The 22,045-nt window shown below is 71.8% G+C and carries 12 protein-coding genes; 9 read left to right on the top strand and 3 right to left on the bottom strand.

All coding sequences use genetic code 11. The annotated features are described in order from the left end of the window. The first annotated feature begins 135 nt into the window (after positions 1-135). Positions 136-2,220, top strand: a complete 2,085-nt coding sequence (locus tag ASD16_RS13315; protein WP_055917934.1) for a PhoX family phosphatase — start codon at positions 136-138, stop codon at positions 2,218-2,220. Positions 2,221-2,322: 102 nt separating this feature from the next. Further along, complete coding sequence (locus tag ASD16_RS13310; protein ID WP_055917931.1) at positions 2,323-2,694, top strand: hypothetical protein; 372 nt, start codon at positions 2,323-2,325, stop codon at positions 2,692-2,694. A gap of 52 nt (positions 2,695-2,746) precedes the next feature. Here ASD16_RS13310 and ASD16_RS13305 read toward each other — a convergent pair whose 3' ends face one another. Further along, on the bottom strand, positions 2,747-4,984 hold the full coding sequence (locus ASD16_RS13305) for an esterase-like activity of phytase family protein (RefSeq protein ID WP_055917928.1): 2,238 nt from the start codon (positions 4,982-4,984) through the stop codon (positions 2,747-2,749). Between the two features lie 110 nt (positions 4,985-5,094). Here ASD16_RS13305 and ASD16_RS13300 point away from each other — a divergent pair, with 110 nt between their 5' ends. From ASD16_RS13300 to ASD16_RS13290, 3 genes are all read left to right on the top strand, one after another. Beyond that, positions 5,095-6,021: a Ppx/GppA phosphatase family protein gene (locus ASD16_RS13300; RefSeq protein WP_055917925.1), complete on the top strand. Its 927-nt coding sequence runs from the start codon at positions 5,095-5,097 to the stop codon at positions 6,019-6,021. A 90-nt stretch (positions 6,022-6,111) separates the two neighbouring features. Further along, a complete protein-coding gene (locus ASD16_RS13295) occupies positions 6,112-6,684 on the top strand; it encodes a GNAT family N-acetyltransferase (RefSeq protein WP_055917922.1) in 573 nt (190 codons plus the stop codon). An 86-nt stretch (positions 6,685-6,770) separates the two neighbouring features. Continuing rightward, positions 6,771-9,779: a hypothetical protein gene (locus ASD16_RS13290; RefSeq protein ID WP_082570829.1), complete on the top strand. Its 3,009-nt coding sequence runs from the start codon at positions 6,771-6,773 to the stop codon at positions 9,777-9,779. A gap of 56 nt (positions 9,780-9,835) precedes the next feature. Here the strand turns inward: ASD16_RS13290 and ASD16_RS13285 are convergent, their stop codons facing one another. Next, positions 9,836-11,236: a vanadium-dependent haloperoxidase gene (locus ASD16_RS13285; protein WP_055917919.1), complete on the bottom strand. Its 1,401-nt coding sequence runs from the start codon at positions 11,234-11,236 to the stop codon at positions 9,836-9,838. Between the two features lie 146 nt (positions 11,237-11,382). On the opposite strand from ASD16_RS13285, the gene ASD16_RS22380 reads away from it, so the two are divergent. Further along, positions 11,383-14,304: an AAA family ATPase gene (locus ASD16_RS22380; protein WP_055917917.1), complete on the top strand. Its 2,922-nt coding sequence runs from the start codon at positions 11,383-11,385 to the stop codon at positions 14,302-14,304. A gap of 1 nt (position 14,305) precedes the next feature. On the opposite strand, the gene ASD16_RS13275 is transcribed toward ASD16_RS22380, so the two are convergent. After that, a complete protein-coding gene (locus ASD16_RS13275) occupies positions 14,306-14,620 on the bottom strand; it encodes a DUF4242 domain-containing protein (protein WP_235523278.1) in 315 nt (104 codons plus the stop codon). Between the two features lie 87 nt (positions 14,621-14,707). On the opposite strand from ASD16_RS13275, the gene ASD16_RS13270 reads away from it, so the two are divergent. The 3 genes from ASD16_RS13270 (at position 14,708) to adhE (ending at position 21,929) form a co-directional block, all read left to right on the top strand. Next, positions 14,708-16,426 (top strand): sodium:proton antiporter, encoded by a 1,719-nt coding sequence (locus tag ASD16_RS13270; protein WP_055917914.1) that lies wholly within the window; start codon positions 14,708-14,710, stop codon positions 16,424-16,426. 213 nt (positions 16,427-16,639) lie between these two features. Next, positions 16,640-19,054, top strand: a complete 2,415-nt coding sequence (locus ASD16_RS13265; RefSeq protein ID WP_055917911.1) for a non-reducing end alpha-L-arabinofuranosidase family hydrolase — start codon at positions 16,640-16,642, stop codon at positions 19,052-19,054. Positions 19,055-19,262: 208 nt separating this feature from the next. Further along, complete coding sequence (gene adhE, locus ASD16_RS13260) at positions 19,263-21,929, top strand: bifunctional acetaldehyde-CoA/alcohol dehydrogenase (RefSeq protein ID WP_055918445.1); 2,667 nt, start codon at positions 19,263-19,265, stop codon at positions 21,927-21,929. Positions 21,930-22,045: the final 116 nt, after the last annotated feature.

Below are 22,045 nucleotides of genomic sequence, written 5' to 3'. Positions count from 1 at the left end.
CGGCCCGTGACTCCCGGGCGGCTGCCCGTCGGCAACCTGTCGAGATCGTTCACGCGGTCGTCACCCTGTGTCCGTTCTGTCGCACGGGGGCGATTGGCACCGTGGGAGCACCCACTCGCGACGGAGGCTTTCCCCATGACGACCACCGACGACCGGGACGCCGTGCGCGGCGAGTCCCGGCGGCTCCTGCTGCCCATGGCCGGCCACACCGCCGGCAAGCGGTCCCCGGTCACCTGCCACCTGAAGTGCGCCGACGCGTGCTTCCACCCCGTGCCGAACACCAGCGACAACGCGTACTTCCGGGACATCGCGAGCGCGAGCCTGACGCGCAGGTCGGTGCTGTGGGGCGCGGTCGCGGCCGGTGGTGCGATCGTCATCGGCGCGGCCGTCGGTGACGCGCAGCCCGCCGCCGCGTCGGGACGACCGGGCAAGGGGAAGCTCCGCTTCACGCCGATCGCGCCGGTGGCCGCCTCCGTCGACGCGTTCGTCGTGCCGGACGGCTACACGTGGTCGCCGATCATCCGCTGGGGCGACCCGCTGTTCTCGAAGCGCGACGTGTTCGACCCGAACGCGCAGACCGCGCAGCTGCAGGAGCGCCAGTTCGGCTACAACAACGACTACCTGGACATCATCGAGGGGCCGACCGGCCTCGGCGCGGTCCTCGTCGCCAACCAGGAGTACACGAACGAGAACATCATGTTCCCGCCGGCCGCGACGCCGGAGGAGCTCGACGAGCAGCGTCGGATCGCGATCGCCGCGCACGGCATGGCCGTCGTGCAGCTGTACCGCACGCGCAAGGGCAAGCCGTGGACGTATGCCGTGGGCGCTCCCCTGAACCGGCGGATCACGGGGAACACCCCGTTCACGTTCAGCGGGCCGGCGGCCGGCTCGGCGCTGCTGGCGACCGTCGAGGACCCGACGGGCACGACCGCGCGGGGCACCCTCGGCAACTGCGCGGGCGGGACCACCCCGTGGGGGACGGTCCTGTCCGGCGAGGAGAACTTCAACGGCTACTTCCGGACGGCCGGCACCAGCAGAGCCGACCTGCGCTACGGCCTCGCGGACAAGGCGACCGTCCGCGGCTGGGAGTCGGTCGACCCCCGGTTCGACGCTCGGACGCCCGGGTACGAGAACGAGCCGAACCGGTTCGGGTGGATCGTCGAGGTCGACCCGCTCGACCCGCACGGCGCGCCCGTCAAGCACACCGCGCTCGGCCGCTTCAAGCACGAGGGCGCCAACGTCGTCATCGGCCGCACGGGCCGTGCGGTGGCGTACATGGGCGACGACGAGCGGTTCGACTACCTGTACAAGTTCGTCTCGACGGACACCTACCGCCCGGGCGCGAGCCTGCGTGCCCGCCGGCACAACAAGACGCTGCTCACCGCCGGCAGCCTCTACGTCGCACGGTTCTCCGGGGACTCGCCGGTCGAGGAGATCACCGGGACCGGGGCGCTCCCGTCCGACGGGGCCTTCGACGGCACCGGCGAGTGGATCCCGCTCGTGATCGACGGTGTCAGCCAGGTGCCGGGGTTCGCCGCCGACGAGGTCCTGGTCAACACGCGGCTCGCCGCGGACGCCGTCGGCGCCACCAAGATGGACCGCTGCGAGGACGTCGAGCCGCACCCGACGACGGGTCGCATCTACGTCGTGTGCACCAACAACACCGACCGCGGCAAGGTCGGCAAGGAGGGCGCGACCGAGCCGAACCCGCGCAGCAACAACCGGGACGGTCACGTCATCGAGATCACCGAGGCGGGCGACGACGCCGCGGCGACCACGTTCGGCTGGAGCATCCTGCTGGTCTGCGGCGACCCGGCGACGAACACCTCGACCTACTTCGCGGGGTTCCCCGCCGCCCAGGTCTCCCCCATCTCCTGCCCGGACAACGTCACGTTCGACTCGACGGGCAACATGTGGCTCGCGACCGACGGCGCCCCGAGCGTCATCGGCTACTGCGACGGCCTGTTCAAGGTGCCGCTCGAGGGCCCCGAGCGCGGTCGCGTCCAGCAGTTCCTCTCGGTCCCCGCCGAGTCCGAGACGTGCGGGCCCGTGGTCCGCGACGCCGACGGGATGGTCTACGTGGCCGTGCAGCACCCCGGCGAGAACGGCACGTGGGCGCAGCAGCACTCGTACTTCCCGGACTACGTGGCGCCGGGCACGCTCGCCGGGGGACGGTGGGGCGGACCGCGACCGAGCGTGATCCAGGTCTGGAAGCCCTGACGTCGAGAGAAGGCCCCGGCCGCTGCTGCGGTCGGGGCCTTCTCACGCGCCCGGCACGGGCCGATGATGGCCGGACGGGTACCGAGGCGCGGAGGCTGTTCGATGATTCCGAGAGAGACGTCCGCGAGCATCGAGCTCCCCGTCGGCAGGGACGACGCCTGGCGGGCGTTGGCGGGTGCCGCGAGCCTCACTGCAGAGGGGGTCCTGCACTTCGAGCACGCCGACGTCGTCCTCGACTCCGTGACCGCCGGTGAGGCCGCCGGCGGCGACGCGCGCTGGGAAGGGCTGGACTTCCGCGTCGCCGTGCACCTCGTCCCCCGGGGAGCGGACCAGACCCTCGTGCTGTTCACCGCCGAGGCCGCCGAGGAACCGCACGGCGTGCGCTCGACCGCACACGCGTCGGCGGCGCACCGCCACGTACGGCAGGACCTGGAGGCGATGGCATCGGCCGTCGGCCTGCAGGTCACCGGATGACGGTGCCGGCCGCCCGGGAGCGCGTCCCGAGCGGCCGGCACCTTCCCCCGCGTCAGCCGACCGTCGCCACCGCGAGGTCGGGGTTGTCGCTGAACAGCCCGTCCATGCCCGCTCCGACGAACACACGGATCTCCCCGGTCAGGTCACCGACGGCGATCGGGTCCGCACTGCTGCGGAACTCCGCCGGCAGGAACTGGTTCTCGCGGCGGAACGTCCACCCGTGGACCTCGAGCCCTGCCTTGTGGGCGTCCCGGATGACCGGGGTGGGCGTGCCGAGCGTGCCGTCGGCGTCCCGCGGGATCATCACGTCCTTGCACAGGCCCACACCGTCGGCGTAGCGGGCGACCTGCCTCAACCCGTCACGGGTCACGAGGTCCCGGTACGTGCGCGGGTCAGCGGCGGCCACCAGGTCGTACGGCGCTCCGGAGCAGTCGACCAGCTGGGCGAGCTCGACGTTCGTCACGCGGTCGAGCTGGCGCAGGTTGCCCGTCTCGAAGCTCTGGATGATCACCGGTGCACGGCGGTCGTTGAGACCGTTCGCCGTGAGCTGGGCCACCAGCGGCTCCTCGAGCGAGAGGCCGATCGAGTCGAAGTACGTCGGGTGCTTGGTCTCCGGGTAGACCCCGACGGGCCGGCCGTCGCAGCTCACGGAGTGGCGGGCGAGGTCCAGCACCTCGTCGAACGTCGGGATCTCGTACGGCCCGTCGAACGCCGTGTTCGCCGGCCGGACGGCAGGCAGCCGCTCCTTGGCGCGCAGCGTCTTGAGCTCGGCGAGCGTGAAGTCCTCCGTGAACCAGCCGGTCACGGATCGCCCGTCGATGGTCTTGGTCGTCTTGCGGGCCGCGAACTCCGCGCGGTCGGCGACGTTCGTCGTCCCGCTGATCTCGTTCTCGTGCCGGGCCACGAGCACGCCGTCCTTCGTCGAGACGAGGTCGGGCTCGATGTAGTCGGCGCACTGCAGGATCGCCGTCTCGTAGGACGCGAGCGTGTGCTCGGGCCGGTAGCCGCTGGCGCCGCGGTGCCCGACGACGGTCACCTCCCCCGGCGTGGCTGCCCGGACGCGCCGCAGGTCGACGACGACCATCTCCGTGTCGTCCGGCGTGCCCGCGACCCGCGCGGCGTTGCCCGGGTAGTTGTTGTCGTTCGCGAGGAGCAGACGGCCGTCGCGCAGCTGCACGACCGTCTCGAACGACTGCACCGGCAGGGAGAAGGGGTCGTCCGTGCCGTAGCCGTCGCCGGAACCGAGGCGGTCCGGGTTGGCGATCTTCAGGGCGTCGAGCACCAGCGTCTTGCGCACGTAGCCCTCGGCGTCGGTCTTGTCGAGCTCGACCCGGTACACACGCTTGACCACCGACGTCGCACCCTGGAAGTCGTCCCGCTCGATGACGAGCAGCTCGCGCTTGCCGGTGAGGAACGCGTCGCCGATGACGTTGGCGTCCTGGTGCGTCTGGTACGCCCAGGTGCGGCCCGTGTAGGCGCCGGTGGTGGTGTCGAACTCGTAGATCGTGCGGCGACGCTGGTCGGCGTCGTCGACGAACGCGCCCTCGGAGATCGGGTAGAGGAACCGGCCGTCGTGCGAGCCGGCCATCGCCTCGAACCCGCGGCTCGCCCGCACGTTCGGGGTCTCGCCCGGCTGCAGGTACGGGTTCTGCGGCGACTTGCCGCCGACGAACGGCACGGGCGCCGCGAGCAGCCTTCCTGCGGCGTCGACGTGCAGCAGGAACGGACCGAACTCCTCGCCGATCCAGAAGCTCCCGTCCTTGGCGCGGACCACCGACTCGACGTCGAAGTCCGCACCCGTGAGCAGGCGGTCCGGGGTGGTCTCGTTGACGATCGGGAAGTCGATCCGGTGGTCCGGGTCGCTCAGGGAGAGGAACTCCCCGACGCCGATCTGACCGGCTCCGCCGCGGGCCGTCTGCCAGTCCGGCGTCACGTGGTACAGCCGCAGGAGGAAGTCGGCGGAGTTCGCCTTGGTGCCGAAGCCGTTGTCGGGCAATGCCCAGAAGGTTCCGTCCCCGGCGTCGACCACGCCGGAGAAGCCCGGGATCACCTGGCCGGCGAACGGACCTTGGCGGCCGTTGGCAGCCGTGGCCAGGGCACCCGACGGCGGCCCGGGGGCGAGGAAGTCCGCGGACAGCGTCGCGCGGGCGACGAGGGTGGGCTGGACGACGTGCTGCGGGCCACCGCCATGGCCGGCGCCGCCACGGTCACCCGCCGTCGCCGGGGTCGGAGCGAGCAGGGCGACGGTCACGGTCGCCGCAAGGACAGAGAGTGCTGCGGTGCGTCTCATGCACGCCAGGGAACTGTGCCCCGGCGACGGTGGCCGGACATCTCGGACACGTCCGGATGACCAGCCTGTGAACCTCCTGTGACGCGGCGGGAGGCCGTAGCGTGCGAGGCATGCGACTCGGGGTGCTGGACGTCGGATCGAACACCGTCCACCTGCTCGTCGTCGACGCCCACCGCGGCGGCCCACCCGTCGCGCAGTCGTCGCACCGGTCCGTGCTGCGCCTCATGCGCTACCTCACCCCCGAGGGCGCGATCAGCGACGAGGGTGTGGACGCCATCGTCACCGCGGTGGCCGACGCCGTCGCCGCCGGTGCGGCCGCCGAGATCGAGGAGCTGCTCCCGTTCGCCACGTCCGCCGTGCGCGAGGCCGCGAACGGCCCCGACGTGCTCGCCCTCGTCGAGGAGACGACCGGCGTCCGCCTCCAGGTCCTGACCGGTGACGACGAGGCGCGCCTGACGTTCCTCGCGGTCCGGCGGTGGTTCGGCTGGTCGGCCGGCGAGATCCTGCTCGTGGACATCGGCGGCGGCTCGCTCGAGCTCGCGGCGGGCGGCAGCGAGTTCCCCGACGTGGCCGTCTCGCTCCCCCTGGGCGCCGGGCGCTCGACGGTGAGCTTCCTGCACGACGACCCGCCCACCGGCGAGCAGGTCGCCGCGCTCCGGCAGCACGCGCGCGAGCGGCTGCGGGAGGCCCGGTCGCGCTTCGCCGACCGACCGGACCCCGCGCACGTGGTCGGGTCGTCCAAGACGATCCGCTCGCTCGCCCGGCTGGCGGGATCGCGCGCGGACGGCGTCGGCCCGCAGGACCGGCGGCTGCTGCGGCGCACCGAGCTGGAGGACTGGGTGCCGCGGCTCGCGCGCATCCCCGCCGACGCGCGGCCCGCCCTGCCCGGCATCACCGCGGACCGCACGTTCCAGATCGTCGCGGGGGGCATCGTGCTGGCGGAGACGATGCGGGCGTTCGGGCTCGCCGAGCTCGAGGTCTCCCCCTGGGCGCTGCGCGAAGGACTGATCCTGCGGTACCTCGACGGGCTCGCCTGACGCCGACCTGCGGGAATCTCGTCCGTCGTGGGACGGATGCGGCGCCGCTGATGTCATGCCCCTGTCGGTGGCCTCGGTCAGAATGCCGGCATGCCCCAGGACCTGAGTGCCGTCCCCTGGCCCGTCCGCACCGCCCGCCTCTCCCTGCGCCCAGCGACCGCCGACGACGCCGACGCCATCTGGCAGCTCCGGCGGAAGCCCGGCGTGGACGAGTGGCTGAGCCACACCGTCGGCGAGCGCGACGCCTACGTCGCCCGCGTGCGCGCCCCGGACCGGCTCGCCCTCACGCTGGTCGTCGAGCTCGACGGTCGGGTCATCGGCGACCTCATGCTCCAGATCGAGGACTCCTGGGCGCAGGACGACCCCGAGCGCCCCCGGCAGGCGGTGCTGGGCTGGGTGCTCGACCCGGAGCACGGCGGTCAGGGGTACGCCACCGAGGCGGTCGCCGAGCTGCTGCGGATCAGCTTCGAGGACCTCGGCCTGCGACGGGTGCGGGCCGTCTGCTTCGCCGACAACGAGCCGTCGTGGCGCCTCATGGAGCGGCTCGGCATGCGGCGCGAGGAGCACAGCGTCCGCGACGCGCTGCACCGGTCGCGGGGGTGGATCGACGGCCTGACGTACGCCCTGCTCGCCGACGAGTGGCGCGGTAGGCCGATCGGGTGATGCTGGACGGGCGCTCCGTCCGATTGATCCTGGGGCGGCTGTGACCACCGCCACAGGGACTCAGGAAGCGTTCCTACACTGCGCCGGTGTCCCGCTCCCGTGCCTGGCCGTCCCTCGTCGCGGCCCTCGTCGTCCTTGCGCTCGGCGCCCTCGTCGCCATGGGCGTCGGGCAGGCCCTCGGGCTGAGCTACGAGCCAGCCGACACGCCGCCCGCCGCGGTGTCGGCCGTCGACCTCGACCCGCTGGTGCCCGCGCCCGCGATCGCCACCATCGACGTCCCCGCGGGCGAGCAGGTGGGGCTGGCGGCCTCGGCCGTCTCCGACGCGCTGACCGCACGGGGGCTGCCTGCGCCGACGGTCGGTGTCGCGACGGGCGGCGCCGACCTGACGGTCAGCCTCGTGCCGCCGTTCGCCGACTCGGCCGAGGCCTACCGCGTGACGACGGACGGCCGGATCGTCCTGGAGGCCTCCGAGCCGGCCGGCGCAGCCGCGGGCCTCTACGCGCTGGCCGACCGGATCCGCTCCGGCGCCGCCCTGCCCGCGGACGGCGCGACCGTCGAACCCCGCCTCGGCCTGCGGCTCGTGGACTCCGGATCGGTGGGCCGCGAGGCCGACCCGGACGGGTTCGCGACCGGCACCGACTACTCCCTCAACACCGACGTGGTCGCCGGCGCGGTGCTGCCGGAGGCGCCGTGGGTCGACCAGGACGTGGTCGACGAGATCGACGCGCAGTTCCGCCAGCTGGTCCAGCACGCGCTGCGGCAGGGGTACAACGGCGTCGTCGTGCCCGGGTTCCTCGAGTACGTGACGTTCAGCGGCGTCGGCGACGGGCACGAGGTCTACCCGCAGGGCGACCCGCACGTGGCGCGGGCGGAGGCGATGGTCGCGGCGTTCGGCCCGGTCTTCGCGTACGCGCAGGAGATGGGGATGCAGGTCTACCTGCTGACCGACATGCTCGCCGTCTCCCCGCCGCTCGAGGCGTACCTGGAGCGGACGGTGGGCGGGCTCGACGTCGACGACCCCGCGCTGTGGTCGGTGTACCAGGCAGGATTGTCCGAGCTGTTCGAGAGCATGCCGTTCGTCGACGGGCTCATGGTCCGCGTCGGTGAGGGCGGCGCGGTCTACCAGGCCGGGTGGGACTTCTCGTCGCGGCTGGCGGTCACGTCCCAGTCCTCCGTCCAGGCGATGCTGACCGCGCTGCTGGAGACCGCGAGCGCGCACGACCGCGAGATCATCTTCCGCACGTGGACCGTGGGCGTGGGGGCGGTCGGCGACCTGCACACCAACCCGGAGTCCTACGAGGCCGTCCTGGGCGGGATCGACGACCCGCACCTGATCGTGTCCACCAAGTACACGATGGGTGACTTCTACAGCCACCTCCCGCTCAACCCGACGCTCGAGACCGGGTCGCACCGCCGCATCGTCGAGTTCCAGGCCCGTCGGGAGTTCGAGGGGTTCGGCGCGCTGCCCAACGACCTGGTGGCCGACGAGGCGCAGGCGCTGCGGCAGTTCCTCGCGGCGAACCCGCACGTGGAGGGCGTCTGGAACTGGACGCAGGACGGCGGACCGCTGCGTGCCGGGCCGATGACGCTGTACCTGCGGACCGGGTTCTGGCAGATGTACGACCTGAACACGTACGGCACGGCGCGGCTCGCGTGGGACCCCGACACCGAGCCGTCGCAGGTGACCGGCGACTGGGTGCGGCAGACGCTGTCGTCGGACCCGGCGACCGCGAGCGCTGTCACCGAGGCGCTCTCACGCTCTCGCGAGGCGATCACCCGCGGCCTGTACATCCAGCCGTTCGCGGAGCAGAGCGTCAAGGCGCTCGGCCTCGAGCCGCCGCCGATGATGTGGATCTTCGAGTGGGACATCGTCACGGGCGACTCCGCGGCGCTCGACAGTATCTACGAGGTCAGCCGCCACGACCTGAGCTCCGCGATCGCCGACGGTGCGGGCGCGGCGGAGGTGTCCGCGGGGATGCGTGACCAGGTCGCGGCGACGTCTCCTGGCGCGTGGCACTCCCCCGAGCTCTACCGGTCGTTCGTCGACGCCCTCGACTACGAGACGGACCTGCTCGCCACGCTCGCCGCGTACCGGGCGACGATCCTGCGGCACGCCCAGTGGCTCGACACGGGCAGCGCGACGGCGCACGACCAGTGGCTGACCGCCGAGCGGGAGTACCGCGCGGCCCGGTCCGCGCACGTCGAGCGGTACGCGGGCGACCTCGACCTGCCCGCGTACAGCTTCACCGCGGCCGACCTGGGAAGCGACCGTGCCGACCGGGACCCGGCGATGGCCTGGGCGGCGCGCGGTCTGCTCCTCGCGGTCGTCGTCGTGCTGGTGCTCGGGTTCGCGTCCGCGCGCTTCCCGGGTGCGGCGGCGCTGCGTGCGCTGGTCGTCGCGGCGACGCGTCCGTGGCGGCTCGGCGAGGTGCCCGCCCCGACGACCCGCACCGACCGGGTCCTCGTCTGGGCGCTGCCCGCGGTCGTCCTGGTGCTCAGCCGCTGCGTGTACACGTGGTTCGCGGCGCCCGCGCACCTCGTCGCCACCCTCGGCGCCTGGCTGGTGCTCGCCGCCGTGCTGCGCCGGGTGGTGCGCGGCCGGGACCCGTTCCACCTGTGGGCGGCCCTGGGCGGCGTGGTGCTGCTGCGCACGGTGATCCTCCTCGTCGCGCTCGTCGTCCGCGGTCCTGGGCGCTACTGGTTCGGCTTCTGGACGGACCCCGCGTCGCGCACCGCGTACATCACCGTGGCGTTCGCGGCCTTCTGCTGGCTGTTCGTCGTGGTCGCCCTGGTGCTCCGGCGCGCCTACGGGCTGGGCACCACCCGGTCCCTCGGCGCGACGCTCCTGGCCGGCGGGACGGCCCTCGCGGTCATCGCCGGCGGTGTCGCGGCCATCGGTCTCGAGAGGGCGCTCACCCTCTGGAACGACCAGATGGCGCTGCTGCCGTGGGGGCTGTCGCGAATCCTCGGGATCACGGTGCACCTGGGCATCCCGCCGTCGTCAGCGGGAGTCCTCGCGGTCGTGGGGCTCGTGCTCGCCGCCGTGGGCGCAGGGCTCGCGCTCCTCGGTCGGCGCCGCTCGGTGGTCGCCTGACGCACGCGCAGCGAGCGCCGCTCCACCGTCCGGCGGAGCGGCGCTCGCGTGTCACCTCATCGAGGTCCCTGCGCGCGGTGGAGCGGTCGAAGCGCTCCCTGCACGGTGTCCCTCCCGATCACCGCGCCGGCGACGAAGCCGTCGTCGACCGCGTGCCGGAAGTGGAAGCCCACAAGGATCCGCGACTCCCCGTTCTCCGCGGACGCCTGCGAGAGGCGCTCGTACGAGCGCAGAACCGGGTTCGGGTCGTCGCACTGCTGGCCCTCGGGCAGCGTCAGGCTGCACGTGGTGAACGAGACGCGGTCGGTGCCGATCACCCGCCGGAGCACCTCGGTGGCGGCTGCACCCTCGGCGGCATGCCCCGAGTACTGGTCCGGGATCGGCGGCGTCGCCACGAGCGGCGTCCAGGTGGGGTCCGCGGTCGTCGCCGGGTTGCCGTCGGAGGCGGCCTCACGGATGGCCGTGACCGGCCGCCAGAACTTCAGCTCGAACTTGACCCGGAACGCGTCGACGTAGGCGTCGGACAGCGCGACGTCGAGCAGCGCGAACATCCGCGCGCTCTCCCACAGGTCCATCCCCGACCCCTGCGCCAGCGTCCGCGCGACCCGGTTCCACTGCAGGGGGGAGCTCTCCAGCCAGAAGAGGGCCACCTCGGTCTGCTCGGGCGTGCGGTCGCTGGGTGTCGTCGTCCCGTCGCCACCGAGCCGCTGGACCTCGGCGACGTCCGCCGCGTACCGGCGGCTGGTCAGCGGGTACGGCCGGTACGCACGTGGGTAGGACAGCTCTCGCGTCACGAGGAACGGATGCACCTGTCCCCACGTGGGCAGGGCGGCGACATCGAAGCCGGGCGTGAAGCGCCACTCCCCGGGCTCGGTGCCCTGGGGGTACGACGGGTCGAGCAGGGTCGTGGGCGCGCCGTCGTCGGCACGCAGCTCCAGGATCTTCGCCGCTGCCGCCTCACCGACCGCGATGCCCGCCGCCTTCGCGCGTCCGTCGCGGACCGCACCGATCCTCTCCGCGTACGCCTGCTCCGCCACGTCCACGCCCGCTGCCGCACACTCGGCGCCGAGCGGGTCGAGCACCTGGCCGGCGACCGGGACGAGAACTCCGCGGGCAGCCGCGGCCACCGCGGCCTCGGGTGAGGCGTCCCGCACGGTCCCGCGTCCTGGCACGTAGCGCTCGTAGCGCCGGTCGATCGCGTTCAGGGCGTCATGGACGGCGAGGTGCATCATGGCGTACATGCGCGCCTCGTGCGGAGGGTCGGCGGCCGGAGCAAGGCACGCCGCGAGGGCGACCTCTCCGGCGATCTCGTTCCACGCCGCGACGACTCCGGGACCGCCGCGCGTGGCCGCGACCTGTTCGCGCGGTGGCGCCGCACCTGCCGGAGGGGCGATCAGGGCGAGGAGCAGTGCGGGCGCGACGAGGCGCAGGACTCGCGGCCAGGTGATGGCGTTCATGGCAGGACCTTTCGGCATCGGCGGTTCGGACCTGATCGACGCTAGGAAGCGGTCGACGCCCTGACATGACCGGAACTACCTGTCCTCGGGCGGGATCGCCGATGGTCAGAAGTGACCATCGACCCGCCCGCAAGGACCGGACTAGCGTGACGACCGTGTCCGCCTGGACGGCACCGCACAGCTCGCTCCGCTGGACCGAGGCCTCACCGAGCAGCTTCGTCGGCCGGCGCACCGAGCGAGCCCAGCTGGACGAGGCCTGGTCGGCCGCGACCCGTGGCCACCGCCAGGTCTGGTTCGTCGGTGGCGAGCCGGGGGTAGGCAAGTCGCGCCTCCTGGCCGAGACGGCGAGCCGGCTCGAGCGCTCCGGCGCCGTCGTGGTCGCCGGGAGCTGCGCCGCCGACCTCGGTACGCCTTACCAGCCGTTCGGGGAGGCGATGGCCTCGCTCCGCCCGGCGGTCGCTGACGGCACCCTCGAGCTGCGGACATCGTCCCGACTGTCCCGCGACCGCGTCCTGGCCATGCTCGACGCGGTGACGGGATCACAGGTCGACGTCGGCGGACCGCCCGTCGACCTCGGCTACCGTCAGGACGTCGTGGACGCCGTCGTCGAGACGCTGCTGGCGGCCGCTGCGGACCGCCCCCTGGTGCTCCTCCTCGAGGACGTCCACTGGGCGAGCGAGAGCGCGTTGGACCTGCTGTCCTACGTCGTCGAGAGCACCCCGTCCACCGAGCTCCTCCTGCTGGCGACCCTGCGCACGACCGCCCCCGACCGCTCGGCCGGGCTCGTCGACCGCCTGGCCCGCCTGTACCGGCTCGACGGCGTCCGGCGCATCGATCTGCGCCCGCTGGACACCGGCGAGATCGAGGAGTACCTGGTGCGTGAGGGCCAGGCCAGGGAGGGTCGAGGAGCAGGGTTGGCAGCCCGTCTGCGTGATCGGACCGGCGGGAACCCGTTCTTCCTCCGTGAGCTCGTGCGGGACCTCGGGGCGGGTGACGTCGACGAGCTGCGTCCCGACAGTCCGGCGCCGCAGTCGGTCCAGGACACGATCGAGAGCAGGCTCCGCACCCTGCGGCCCGAGGCACGCGAGACGCTCGAGGTCGCCGCGATCATCGGCGACGTCGTCGACCTCGACCTGCTGCTGCGGGCGTCACGCTGCGAGGCCGGCGAGGCGCTCGAGCACGTCGGGTCGGCAGTGGACCGGCACCTGCTCGAGCAGCGCCCCGGCGCCGACGGTCTGCTCCAGTTCCCCCACACCCTCGCCCGCCAGGTCGTGCTCGACCTGGTCCCCCTTGCCCGGCGGACCCACCTGCACCTGCGGGTCGCCCAGGCACTGGAGCAACCCGGCCCTCGAGCCGCGACACGGGTGCAGCAGCTCGCGGACCACTACGACCGCGCCCACGTCCTGGGGTACACCGCCGAGGCCGTCCGCTATCTGCTCGAGGCTGGCCGTCTGGCCGAGGAGGCGCTCGCTCACGACGAGGCGGCGAAGCTCTTCGCCCGCGCCGCGGCGCTCGAGCCCGACCCCGCGACAGCGGACGACACCCGCCTCCGCGCAGCCGCGTGCTGGGTCCTGGCCGGGGACCTGCCCGCTGCCCGGGAGCTGGCGGAGACAGTGGCGGCCGACGGCACGTCTCCGCACCGGCTGCGGGGCGCCGTGATGTATGAGGAGAGCACCTGGCGCTCCTCCAGGCCCAGCACCCGTGCGGTCGAGCTGCTGTTGACCGCGCTCGCCGCCGCACCCGTGGTCCGGGGAGACGCGCTGCGGGTCCGGGCACGCGCGAGCCTCGGACGCGCCCTCGTGTACGAGCACCGGCACCAGGAGGCGTGCGAGCTGGCGACGGAGACCATCGCACAGGCGCGCCAGCTCGATGACGAGGACCTCCTCGTCCACGTGCTGGAGGCGAGCTTCATGCACGGGCACACGCCTGCCGACCTCCCCACCGCCCTGGCGCGCGCCGAGGAGGTGTCAGGACTGTCCCGGCAGAAGGGTGACCTGTGGCACCTGGGCCACGCCGCGTTCCAGCGCTCGCTCATCTCGTACATCACGGGAGACGACCGCGGGCTCGCCGACGCGCGCTCCGACCTCGCCCAGACCGCCGTCGCCACCCGCCAGCCCTACTTCGCCTACTGGGCCGGCAGCGTGGACTACTCCCGCCAGTTCGTCACCGGTCGCTTCGCCGACGCCACGCGCACCTCCGCAGCCCTCGTCGAGCTCGGCTCCACGTTCGAGGCGGAGGGGACGTCCGGACCGTGGAGCTTCCAGCAGTTCATGCTGCGCCGCGAGACGGGCGGTCTCGAGTCCGTCCGTGGCATCCTCACGGGCCGCGAGGACGTGCACGCGACCTGGGCGCCCGGGCTGCTCGCCCTGTACACCGAGCTCGGCATGTCCGACGACGCGCGGCGGGTGCTGACCTGGCTCGTGCCGGACGAGTGGGCGAGCACGATCGCCGGGTCGGGTGTTCTCGCCCTGCTGTGCGACGCTGCCGTCGACCTGGAGGACGTCGACGTCGCCGCGCGGCTCCGGCCCGCGGTAGCACCGTTCACCGGGATGAACCTCGCGGTCGGAGGGTTCGTCGCGGTGATGGGCAGCGCGGACCGCTACCTCGGGCAGCTGGACTCGCTGCTGGGCCGCGGGGACCCCGAGCGCTCGTTCGCCCGGGCGGAGCAGATGGACGTCGACATGGGTGCGCCTGTGCACCGGGCCGAGACGCTCGCGGCGCACGTCGCACACCACCGCCGGCACGGTGCGGACGGCTGCGACGTCCGTGCCCTGGAGCGGAGCGCCCGGTCCACGGCCACGACTCTCGGCCTGACGCGCGTCCTTCGTCGGCTCGATGCAGTCGGCGACACCTCGACGCGCCCCTCGCACCCGGACGGACTCACCGACCGCGAGGTCGAGGTCCTGTGCCTGCTCGCCGAGGGTCTCAGCAACCGGCAGATCGCCGGGGCGCTGGTGATCAGCGAGAACACCGCCGCCAACCACGTGCGCAACATCCGCATCAAGACCGGCTGCGAGAACCGGACGCGGGCCGCGATGTACGCCGTCGCCCACGGGCTGCTCGCGTGAGTCAGAGGCTGGCCATGGCCCCGTCCGGCGTGACGGTCCCGGTCACCTCGACGACCACGTCGGCCGGGAGACCCGCCGCGACTGCGGCCCGGCGGACCACGTCGGCCGACGGGGCCTCGTAGAGACAGAACGTCTTGCGTCGGTCGAGCGAGAGGAACGAGTAGAGCCACCGGACGCCCTCGGCGTCGTTGATCCGGTTGATCTCGTCGAACGCGCCGAAGTGTGGTTCGACATCCTCGGCGAAGTTCCGCTCGATCAGGAAGTACGGCATCTCGACCCCCCCGCTCTCCTGCACCTGACGTGCCGTCGTCCTCATCGTGGCACCCGTGCCCCGCGGCCGGAAGAGATCGTCGCTTGTAGGGTCGCTGAGGACCGGCAGCCGTCGTGGCGGGAGGGGTGCGCCGTGCACAGTGTCGAGGTCTTCCTGCTGGTCGCGGGCGCGGTCGCCGTCACCGCGGTGTGCCGGCGGCGCGGGTGGCCGGGTCCCCTGGTCCTGGTCGCCGCCGCGATCGTCGTCTCGTTCGTGCCGGCGATCCCGCGCTTCGAGATCGAGCCGGAGATCCTGCTCGACTTCGTGCTCCCGCCGCTGCTGTACTCCGCCGCGCTGTCGAGCTCCTACCGCGACTTCCGGACGTCGCTGAACTCGATCACCCGGCTCGGCGTCGGTCTCGTGCTGGTCAGTGCGGTGGTCGTCGCGCTGGTGTTCTGGTGGATGGAGCCCGGGGTCCCGTTCCTGGCCGCGCTCGTGCTGGGCGCGGTCGTCGCACCGCCGGACGCGGTCGCCGCAGCAGCCGTCGGCAAGCGCCTCGGCCTGCCCCGCCGCGTCATGACGCTCCTGTCCGGCGAGAGCCTCATCAACGACGCCACCTCCCTCACGCTCTACAAGGTCGCCCTCGCCGGCGTCGCGACCGGTGCCTGGGCGCTCGCCGACGGGCTGACGATCTTCGCGCTCGCGGTCGGCGCCGGGGTGACGGTCGGGCTCGTCATCGCGTTCGTCGTGCACATGGTCCGGCTGCGGCTCGACGATCCGGTGGTCGCCTCCGCGATCGGTCTGCTGACCCCGTTCGCGGCCTACTGGTCCGCGGAGGCGCTGGCGGGTTCGGGCGTGCTGGCCGTCGTCGCGGCGGGCCTGTACCTCGGTCACACCTCCCCGCGGGCGGGCTACGCGACGCGGCTCTACGAGGAGCCGATCTGGTCCACCGTCGACCTGCTGCTCGAGGCGTTCACGTTCGCGCTCATCGGCATGCAGCTGCCGTGGGTGGTGCGCGACGTCATCGCCTCCGACCAGGGGCTCCGGCACGGGATCGCGGTCTCGCTCCTCGTCCTGGTCGTCGCCATCCTGGTGCGGCCGGTCTACATCGTCGTCACCGCACGGTTCGACCACCTGCGCCTGCGCGGCTCCCACCGACCACCTGGCGACTCGTTGAGCCCACGCGAGTCCGCGGTGGTGTCGTGGGCGGGGATGCGTGGGGTGGTCACCCTCGCGGCCGCGGCCGCCATCCCGATCACGAGCGCGGGTGAGCCGTTCCCCGAGCGCGCGACCATCCAGCTCGCGGCGTACACGGTGGCCATCGGCACGCTGCTCATCCAGGGGCTGACGCTGCCGTGGGTCATCCGGCGGCTCGGCGTCGGGTCGGCCGACGAGTCCGTGCAGGACGCCGCGCAGGAGGCGGCCGTCCGGGTGGCGACGGCGGACGCGGTCCAGGAGGTGCTGGAGCGGCAGCGCGAGGACTGGAGCGCGCACCTCGGACCGGAGCGCGCCGACGAGCTCATCGAGCGCCTGTCCGGGGTGTGGCGTGCCCGCGCGACCGCGGCCGCGGTCATGCTCGACCCCGACTCGGCCGACGAGCTGCTGCCCGACGAGCCCGACCCGCTCGCGGAGGCGTCCGGGCTGACCGGGGTGATGCGGCAGGTCAGCCCGTCGAAGGTGCCGACCGCAGAAGAGGGCCTGCGCACGCAACGGCTGCGCCGCGAGATCGTCGCCGCGCAGCGCGAGGTGCTCATGGACCGCCGGGACTCCGGCGAGCTCGACGAGGCCGTGATGCGCCGGATGATGCGGGAGCTCGACCTGGAGGACGAGAGCCTGTCGTCGTCGTGGGTCACCCGCGTCCAGCGGCGCTAGCGGCCCGCTCGGGCAGGTCGTTGATCGTTAAAACGCGAAACGTTTCCGGCCCTGGTTCTGCACCCACCGCCGTGCAAATGTGAGCGTTCACACGCCACGGTATCGAGCCGTGCGACCCGCAGCTCGGTGGACGGTCGACGCCGTCCGTCCACGGGCTCCCCGGCCGACAGCACGCACCGCCGGTCCCGGGCGGTGTTCCCAGAGAGGTGTTCCATGACGACAACACCACGACGCGGACGACGAGCCCTCGTCGCCGCATCCCTCAGCCTGGCGGTGGCCGTCACCGGCCTGGCCGTGGCCATGCCCGCGCAGGCAGCCGCCAGCACGCTCGGCGCGGCCGCCGCCCAGTCCGGCCGGTACTACGGCACGGCGATCTCCGCGGGCAAGCTCAGCGACTCGACCTACTCGAGCGTCGCCAACCGTGAGTTCAACATGATCACGGCCGAGAACGAGATGAAGTGGGACGCGACCGAGCCCTCGCAGAACTCGTTCAGCTACAGCCGCGGCGACCAGATCGTCAACTGGGCCCGCAGCAACGGCAAGCAGGTCCGCGGCCACGCCCTGCTCTGGCACAACCAGATGCCCACCTGGGCCCAGGGCCTGTCCGGCACCGCCCTGCGCAACGCCGCGATCAACCACGTCACCAAGGTCGCGACGTACTACAAGGGCAAGGTCTACGCCTGGGACGTCGTCAACGAGGCGTTCGCCGACGGAGGCTCGGGCGGCCGTCGTGACTCCAGCCTGCAGCGCACCGGCAACGACTGGATCGAGGCCGCGTTCCGCGCCGCCCGCGCCGCCGACCCGGGCGCCAAGCTCTGCTACAACGACTACAACACCGACGGCATCAACGCGAAGTCCACCGGCATCTACAACATGGTCAAGGACTTCAAGTCCCGCGGCGTCCCGATCGACTGCGTCGGTCTGCAGAGCCACCTGGGCACCACGATCGCGAGCGACTACCAGGCGAACATCCAGCGGTTCGCGGACCTCGGCGTCGACGTGCAGATCACCGAGCTCGACGTCGAGCAGGGTGGCAACCAGGCGAACATCTACCAGACCGTCACCCGCGCGTGCCTGGCCGTGGCCCGCTGCACCGGCATCACCGTGTGGGGCGTCCGGGACAACGACTCGTGGCGCACCGGGGCCAACCCGCTGCTGTTCGACTCGTCCGGCAACAAGAAGGCCGCGTACACCTCGGTCCTCAACGCGCTGAACGCGGCGACGCCGACCCAGAACCCGACGACACCGAACCCGACGCCCACCACGCCCGACCCGACGCCGACCACCCCCACCCCGACCCCGACCTCGGGACCCGGCACGGGCTGCTCGGTCAGCTACACCGCGACCTCGTGGAGCACCGGCTTCACCGCCAGCGTCAAGATCACCAACCTGGGGTCGGCGATCAACGGGTGGACGCTCACCTGGGCCTTCCCCGGCAACCAGACCATCACGCAGGCGTGGAGCACGACCGCCACGCAGAGCGGCAACCAGGTCACGGCGAAGAACGTCGGCTACAACCCGCAGATCCCCGCGGGCGGGACCATCGAGTTCGGGTTCAACGGCGCGTACAGCGGCAGCAACCCGTCGCCGACGAGCTTCAGCCTGAACGGCACTGTGTGCAACGGGGGCGTCACACCCACCCCGACCCCGACTCCGACCACCAACCCGACGCCGACCCCGACCGTCACCCCGAACCCCACCCCGACGCCCACCAGCAACCCGACGTGCTCCCTGCCGTCGAGCTACCGGTGGACCTCCTCCGGCGTCCTGGCCCAGCCGAAGTCGGGCTGGACGTCGCTGAAGGACTTCACGAACGTCGTCTACAACGGCAAGCACATCGTGTACGCGTCGAACGTCGTGAACGGCAACTACGGCTCGATGTCGTTCACCCCGTTCACGAACTGGTCGGACATGGCCAGCGCGAGCCAGAACGCGCTCCCGTCGGGCACGGTCGCTCCCACGCTGTTCTACTTCGCGCCCAAGAACATCTGGGTGCTGGCCTACCAGTGGGGTCAGTGGCCGTTCATCTACCGGACCTCGACCGACCCGACGAACGTGAACTCGTGGTCGTCGCCGCAGCCGCTGTTCACGGGCAGCATCACCGGGTCCGGGACCGGTCCGATCGACCAGACGCTGATCGGTGACGGGCAGAACATGTACCTGTTCTTCGCCGGCGACAACGGGAAGATCTACCGGGCGAGCATGCCGATCGGGAACTTCCCGAGCAGCTTCGGCTCGAGCTACACGACGATCATGAGCGACACCCAGGCCAACCTGTTCGAGGGCGTGGAGGTCTACAAGGTCGCCGGTCAGAACCAGTACCTGATGATCGTCGAGGCGATGGGCTCGCGCGGGCGGTACTTCCGCTCGTTCACGTCCTCGAGCCTCGACGGCACGTGGACGCCGCAGGCCGCCACCGAGAGCAACCCGTTCGCGGGCAAGGCCAACAGCGGCGCGACGTGGACCAACGACATCAGCCACGGTGACCTGGTCCGGTCCAACCCCGACCAGACCAAGACGATCGACCCCTGCAACCTGCAGCTGCTCTACCAGGGTCGTGACCCCAACGTGAACCCCGACTACAACAACCTGCCCTACCGGCCGGGTCTGCTGACCCTCCAGCGGTAACCAGCACGCTCGCGTACGACGGGCCGGCCCCCACCCGGGGACCGGCCCGTCGTGCGTCCCGAGGACCTTCGGCCCATCACGGGCGCCACCCGCGTTCCGTAACGTCGAGATCAGCGGGTCGAAGGGGGGCCCGACAGCCTCGACAGGGAGATGAACGGTGACCTCCAGCAGGACCGTCAGCACGACCGTCAGCACAACCGGCAGCGAGATCGACACAGCGATCGACCAGCTCGTGGCCCAGGCCGCGAAGGCGTTGGACGAGTACGCACGATTCACGCAGGCCGACGTCGACCACCTGGTCAAGAAGGCGTCCGTCGCCGCCCTGGACAAGCACGGCGAGCTCGCACTGCTCGCCGTGAACGAGACCGGCCGGGGCGTGTTCGAGGACAAGGCCGTGAAGAACATCTTCGCGTGCGAGCACGTGACCAACTCGATGGCGAACCTCAAGTCGGTCGGGATCATCTCCCGGGACGACCTGACCGGCATCACCGAGATCGCCGAGCCCGTGGGCGTGATCTGCGGCGTCACCCCGGTGACCAACCCGACCTCGACGACGATCTTCAAGTCGCTCATCGCGCTCAAGACCCGCAACCCGATCGTGTTCGCCTTCCACCCGAGCGCGCAGGAGTCCTCCGTCGCCGCCGCCCGCGTCGTGCGCGACGCCGCCGTGGCCGCCGGTGCCCCCGAGCACTGCATCCAGTGGGTCGAGACGCCGTCGATCGGCGCGACCACCGCGCTCATGCACCACCCGGGCGTCGCACTGATCCTGGCCACCGGCGGCAACGCGATGGTCCGGGCCGCGTACTCGTGCGGGAAGCCGGCGCTCGGCGTCGGCGCGGGCAACGTGCCCGCCTACATCGAGAAGTCCGCCAAGCTGAAGCGTGCCGTCAACGACGTCGTCCTCTCGAAGGCGTTCGACAACGGCATGGTCTGCGCCTCCGAGCAGGCCGTCATCCTCGACGACGTCATCTACGACGCCGCGCTCGCGGAGTTCGCGATCCTGCACGCCTACCGGGCGAACGCCAAGGAGAAGGCGCTGCTCGAGACCTTCATCTTCGGGGTCAAGGCCAACGGCAAGAACTGCGGCGAGGCCAAGCTGAACGCGTCGGTCGTCGGCCAGACCCCGCAGTGGATCGCGCAGCAGGCGGGCTTCACGGTGCCCGAGGACACGTCGATCATCCTGGTCGAGGTCAGCGGCGTCGGCCCCCAGGAGCCGCTGACGCGCGAGAAGCTCGCTCCGGTCCTCGCGGTCCTGCGTGCCGAGTCCACCGAGCACGGCATCCAGCTGGCCGAGAAGATGGTCGAGTTCGACGGCCTGGGTCACTCCGCCGCCATCCACACGCAGGACGACGCCCTGACCGAGGAGTTCGGCAGCCGCGTCAAGGCCGTGCGGGTCATCGCCAACGCACCCTCGTCGCTCGGCGGCATCGGCGACATCTACAACGCGTTCATCCCGTCCCTGACGCTCGGCTGCGGCTCCTACGGCCACAACTCCGTGTCCAACAACGTCTCGGCGGTGAACCTGGTGAACATCAAGCGGATCGGCCGCCGGAACAACAACCTGCAGTGGTTCAAGGTGCCGGCCAAGACCTACTTCGAGCCGAACGCCATCCGGTACCTCGCGGACATGCCCGACGTCGAGCGCGTCACCATCGTGACCGACGCGACCATGACGACCCTCGGGTTCGTCGACAAGATCATCGACGTCCTGAACCGCCGGTCGACCAAGGTCGCGCTGCAGATCATCGACCAGGTCGAGCCCGAACCGTCGGTGCAGACCGTGCAGGCCGGGGCAGCGCAGATGCGCCACTTCCGGCCCGACACGATCATCGCGCTCGGCGGCGGCTCGCCGATGGACGCCGCCAAGGTCATGTGGCTCCTGTACGAGCACCCGGAGATCCACTTCTCCGACCTCAAGCAGAAGTTCTTCGACGTCCGCAAGCGCGCGTTCAAGTTCCCCGTCCTGGGCGAGCTGGCGCAGCTGGTGTGCATCCCGACCACCTCGGGCACCGGCGCGGAGGTGACGCCGTTCGCGGTGATCAGCGACCCGTCCACGGGGAAGAAGTACCCGCTGGCCGACTACGCGCTGACCCCGTCGGTCGCCATCATCGACCCTGTCCTCACGTCGAAGATGCCGCCGTCGCTGGCCGCCGACTCCGGGTTCGACGCCCTCACGCACGCCACCGAGGCGTACGTCAGCGTCTACGCCAACGACTTCACCGACGGCATGGCGATGCAGGCCGTGCGCCTGATCTTCGAGAACCTGGCGACGTCGGTGAACGGCGACCCGGCCGACCCGGCCACCCAGGACGCCCGCGAGACCATGCACAACGCCGGCACCATCGCCGGGATGGCGTTCGGCAACTCGTTCCTCGGCATCGTGCACGCGATGGCCCACGTCGTCGGCTCCACGTACCACCTGGTGCACGGCCGCACGAACGCGACCCTCCTGCCGCACGTGATCCGCTACAACGGAACGGTCCCGACCAAGCTCACCAGCTGGCCGAAGTACGAGCACTACGTCGCTCCCGAGCGGTTCCAGCAGCTCGCCGCGATGCTCGGGCTCCCGGCGTCCACCCCCGCGGAGGGCGTCGAGTCGTACGCGCTGGCCGTCGAGTCGCTGCGGGCCAAGGTGGGCATCCCCGCGTCGTTCCACGCGCAGGGCGTCGACGAGCACGAGTTCCTCGCCCGGCTCGACGAGGTCGCGATGGGTGCGTATGAGGACCAGTGCGCCCCCGCGAACCCGCGGATGCCGATGATCGAGGACATGAAGGACCTGATGACCGCGGCCTACTACGGCACGTCGCTGACTGACGTCCGTAGCCGCCGCAGCGAGCAGCTCGCGACCGACCGGGTCCCCTCCCCCGCGTCCTAGCCGCTCGCCCCCCGACGCCCCGCCGTGCACCAGCCGGCGGGGCGTCGGCCGTTCTCCACCGGGCCCCCGATGTCCCGCACAGCACCTCCGGCGGGATGTCGGGGAGTCTCCGCTGG

This window comes from Cellulomonas sp. Root485, from assembly GCF_001426705.1.
GTDB lineage: Bacteria > Actinomycetota > Actinomycetes > Actinomycetales > Cellulomonadaceae > Cellulomonas.
Note: the sequence above shows the minus strand (reverse complement) of the source record. Positions and strands in the feature narration are given on the sequence as shown.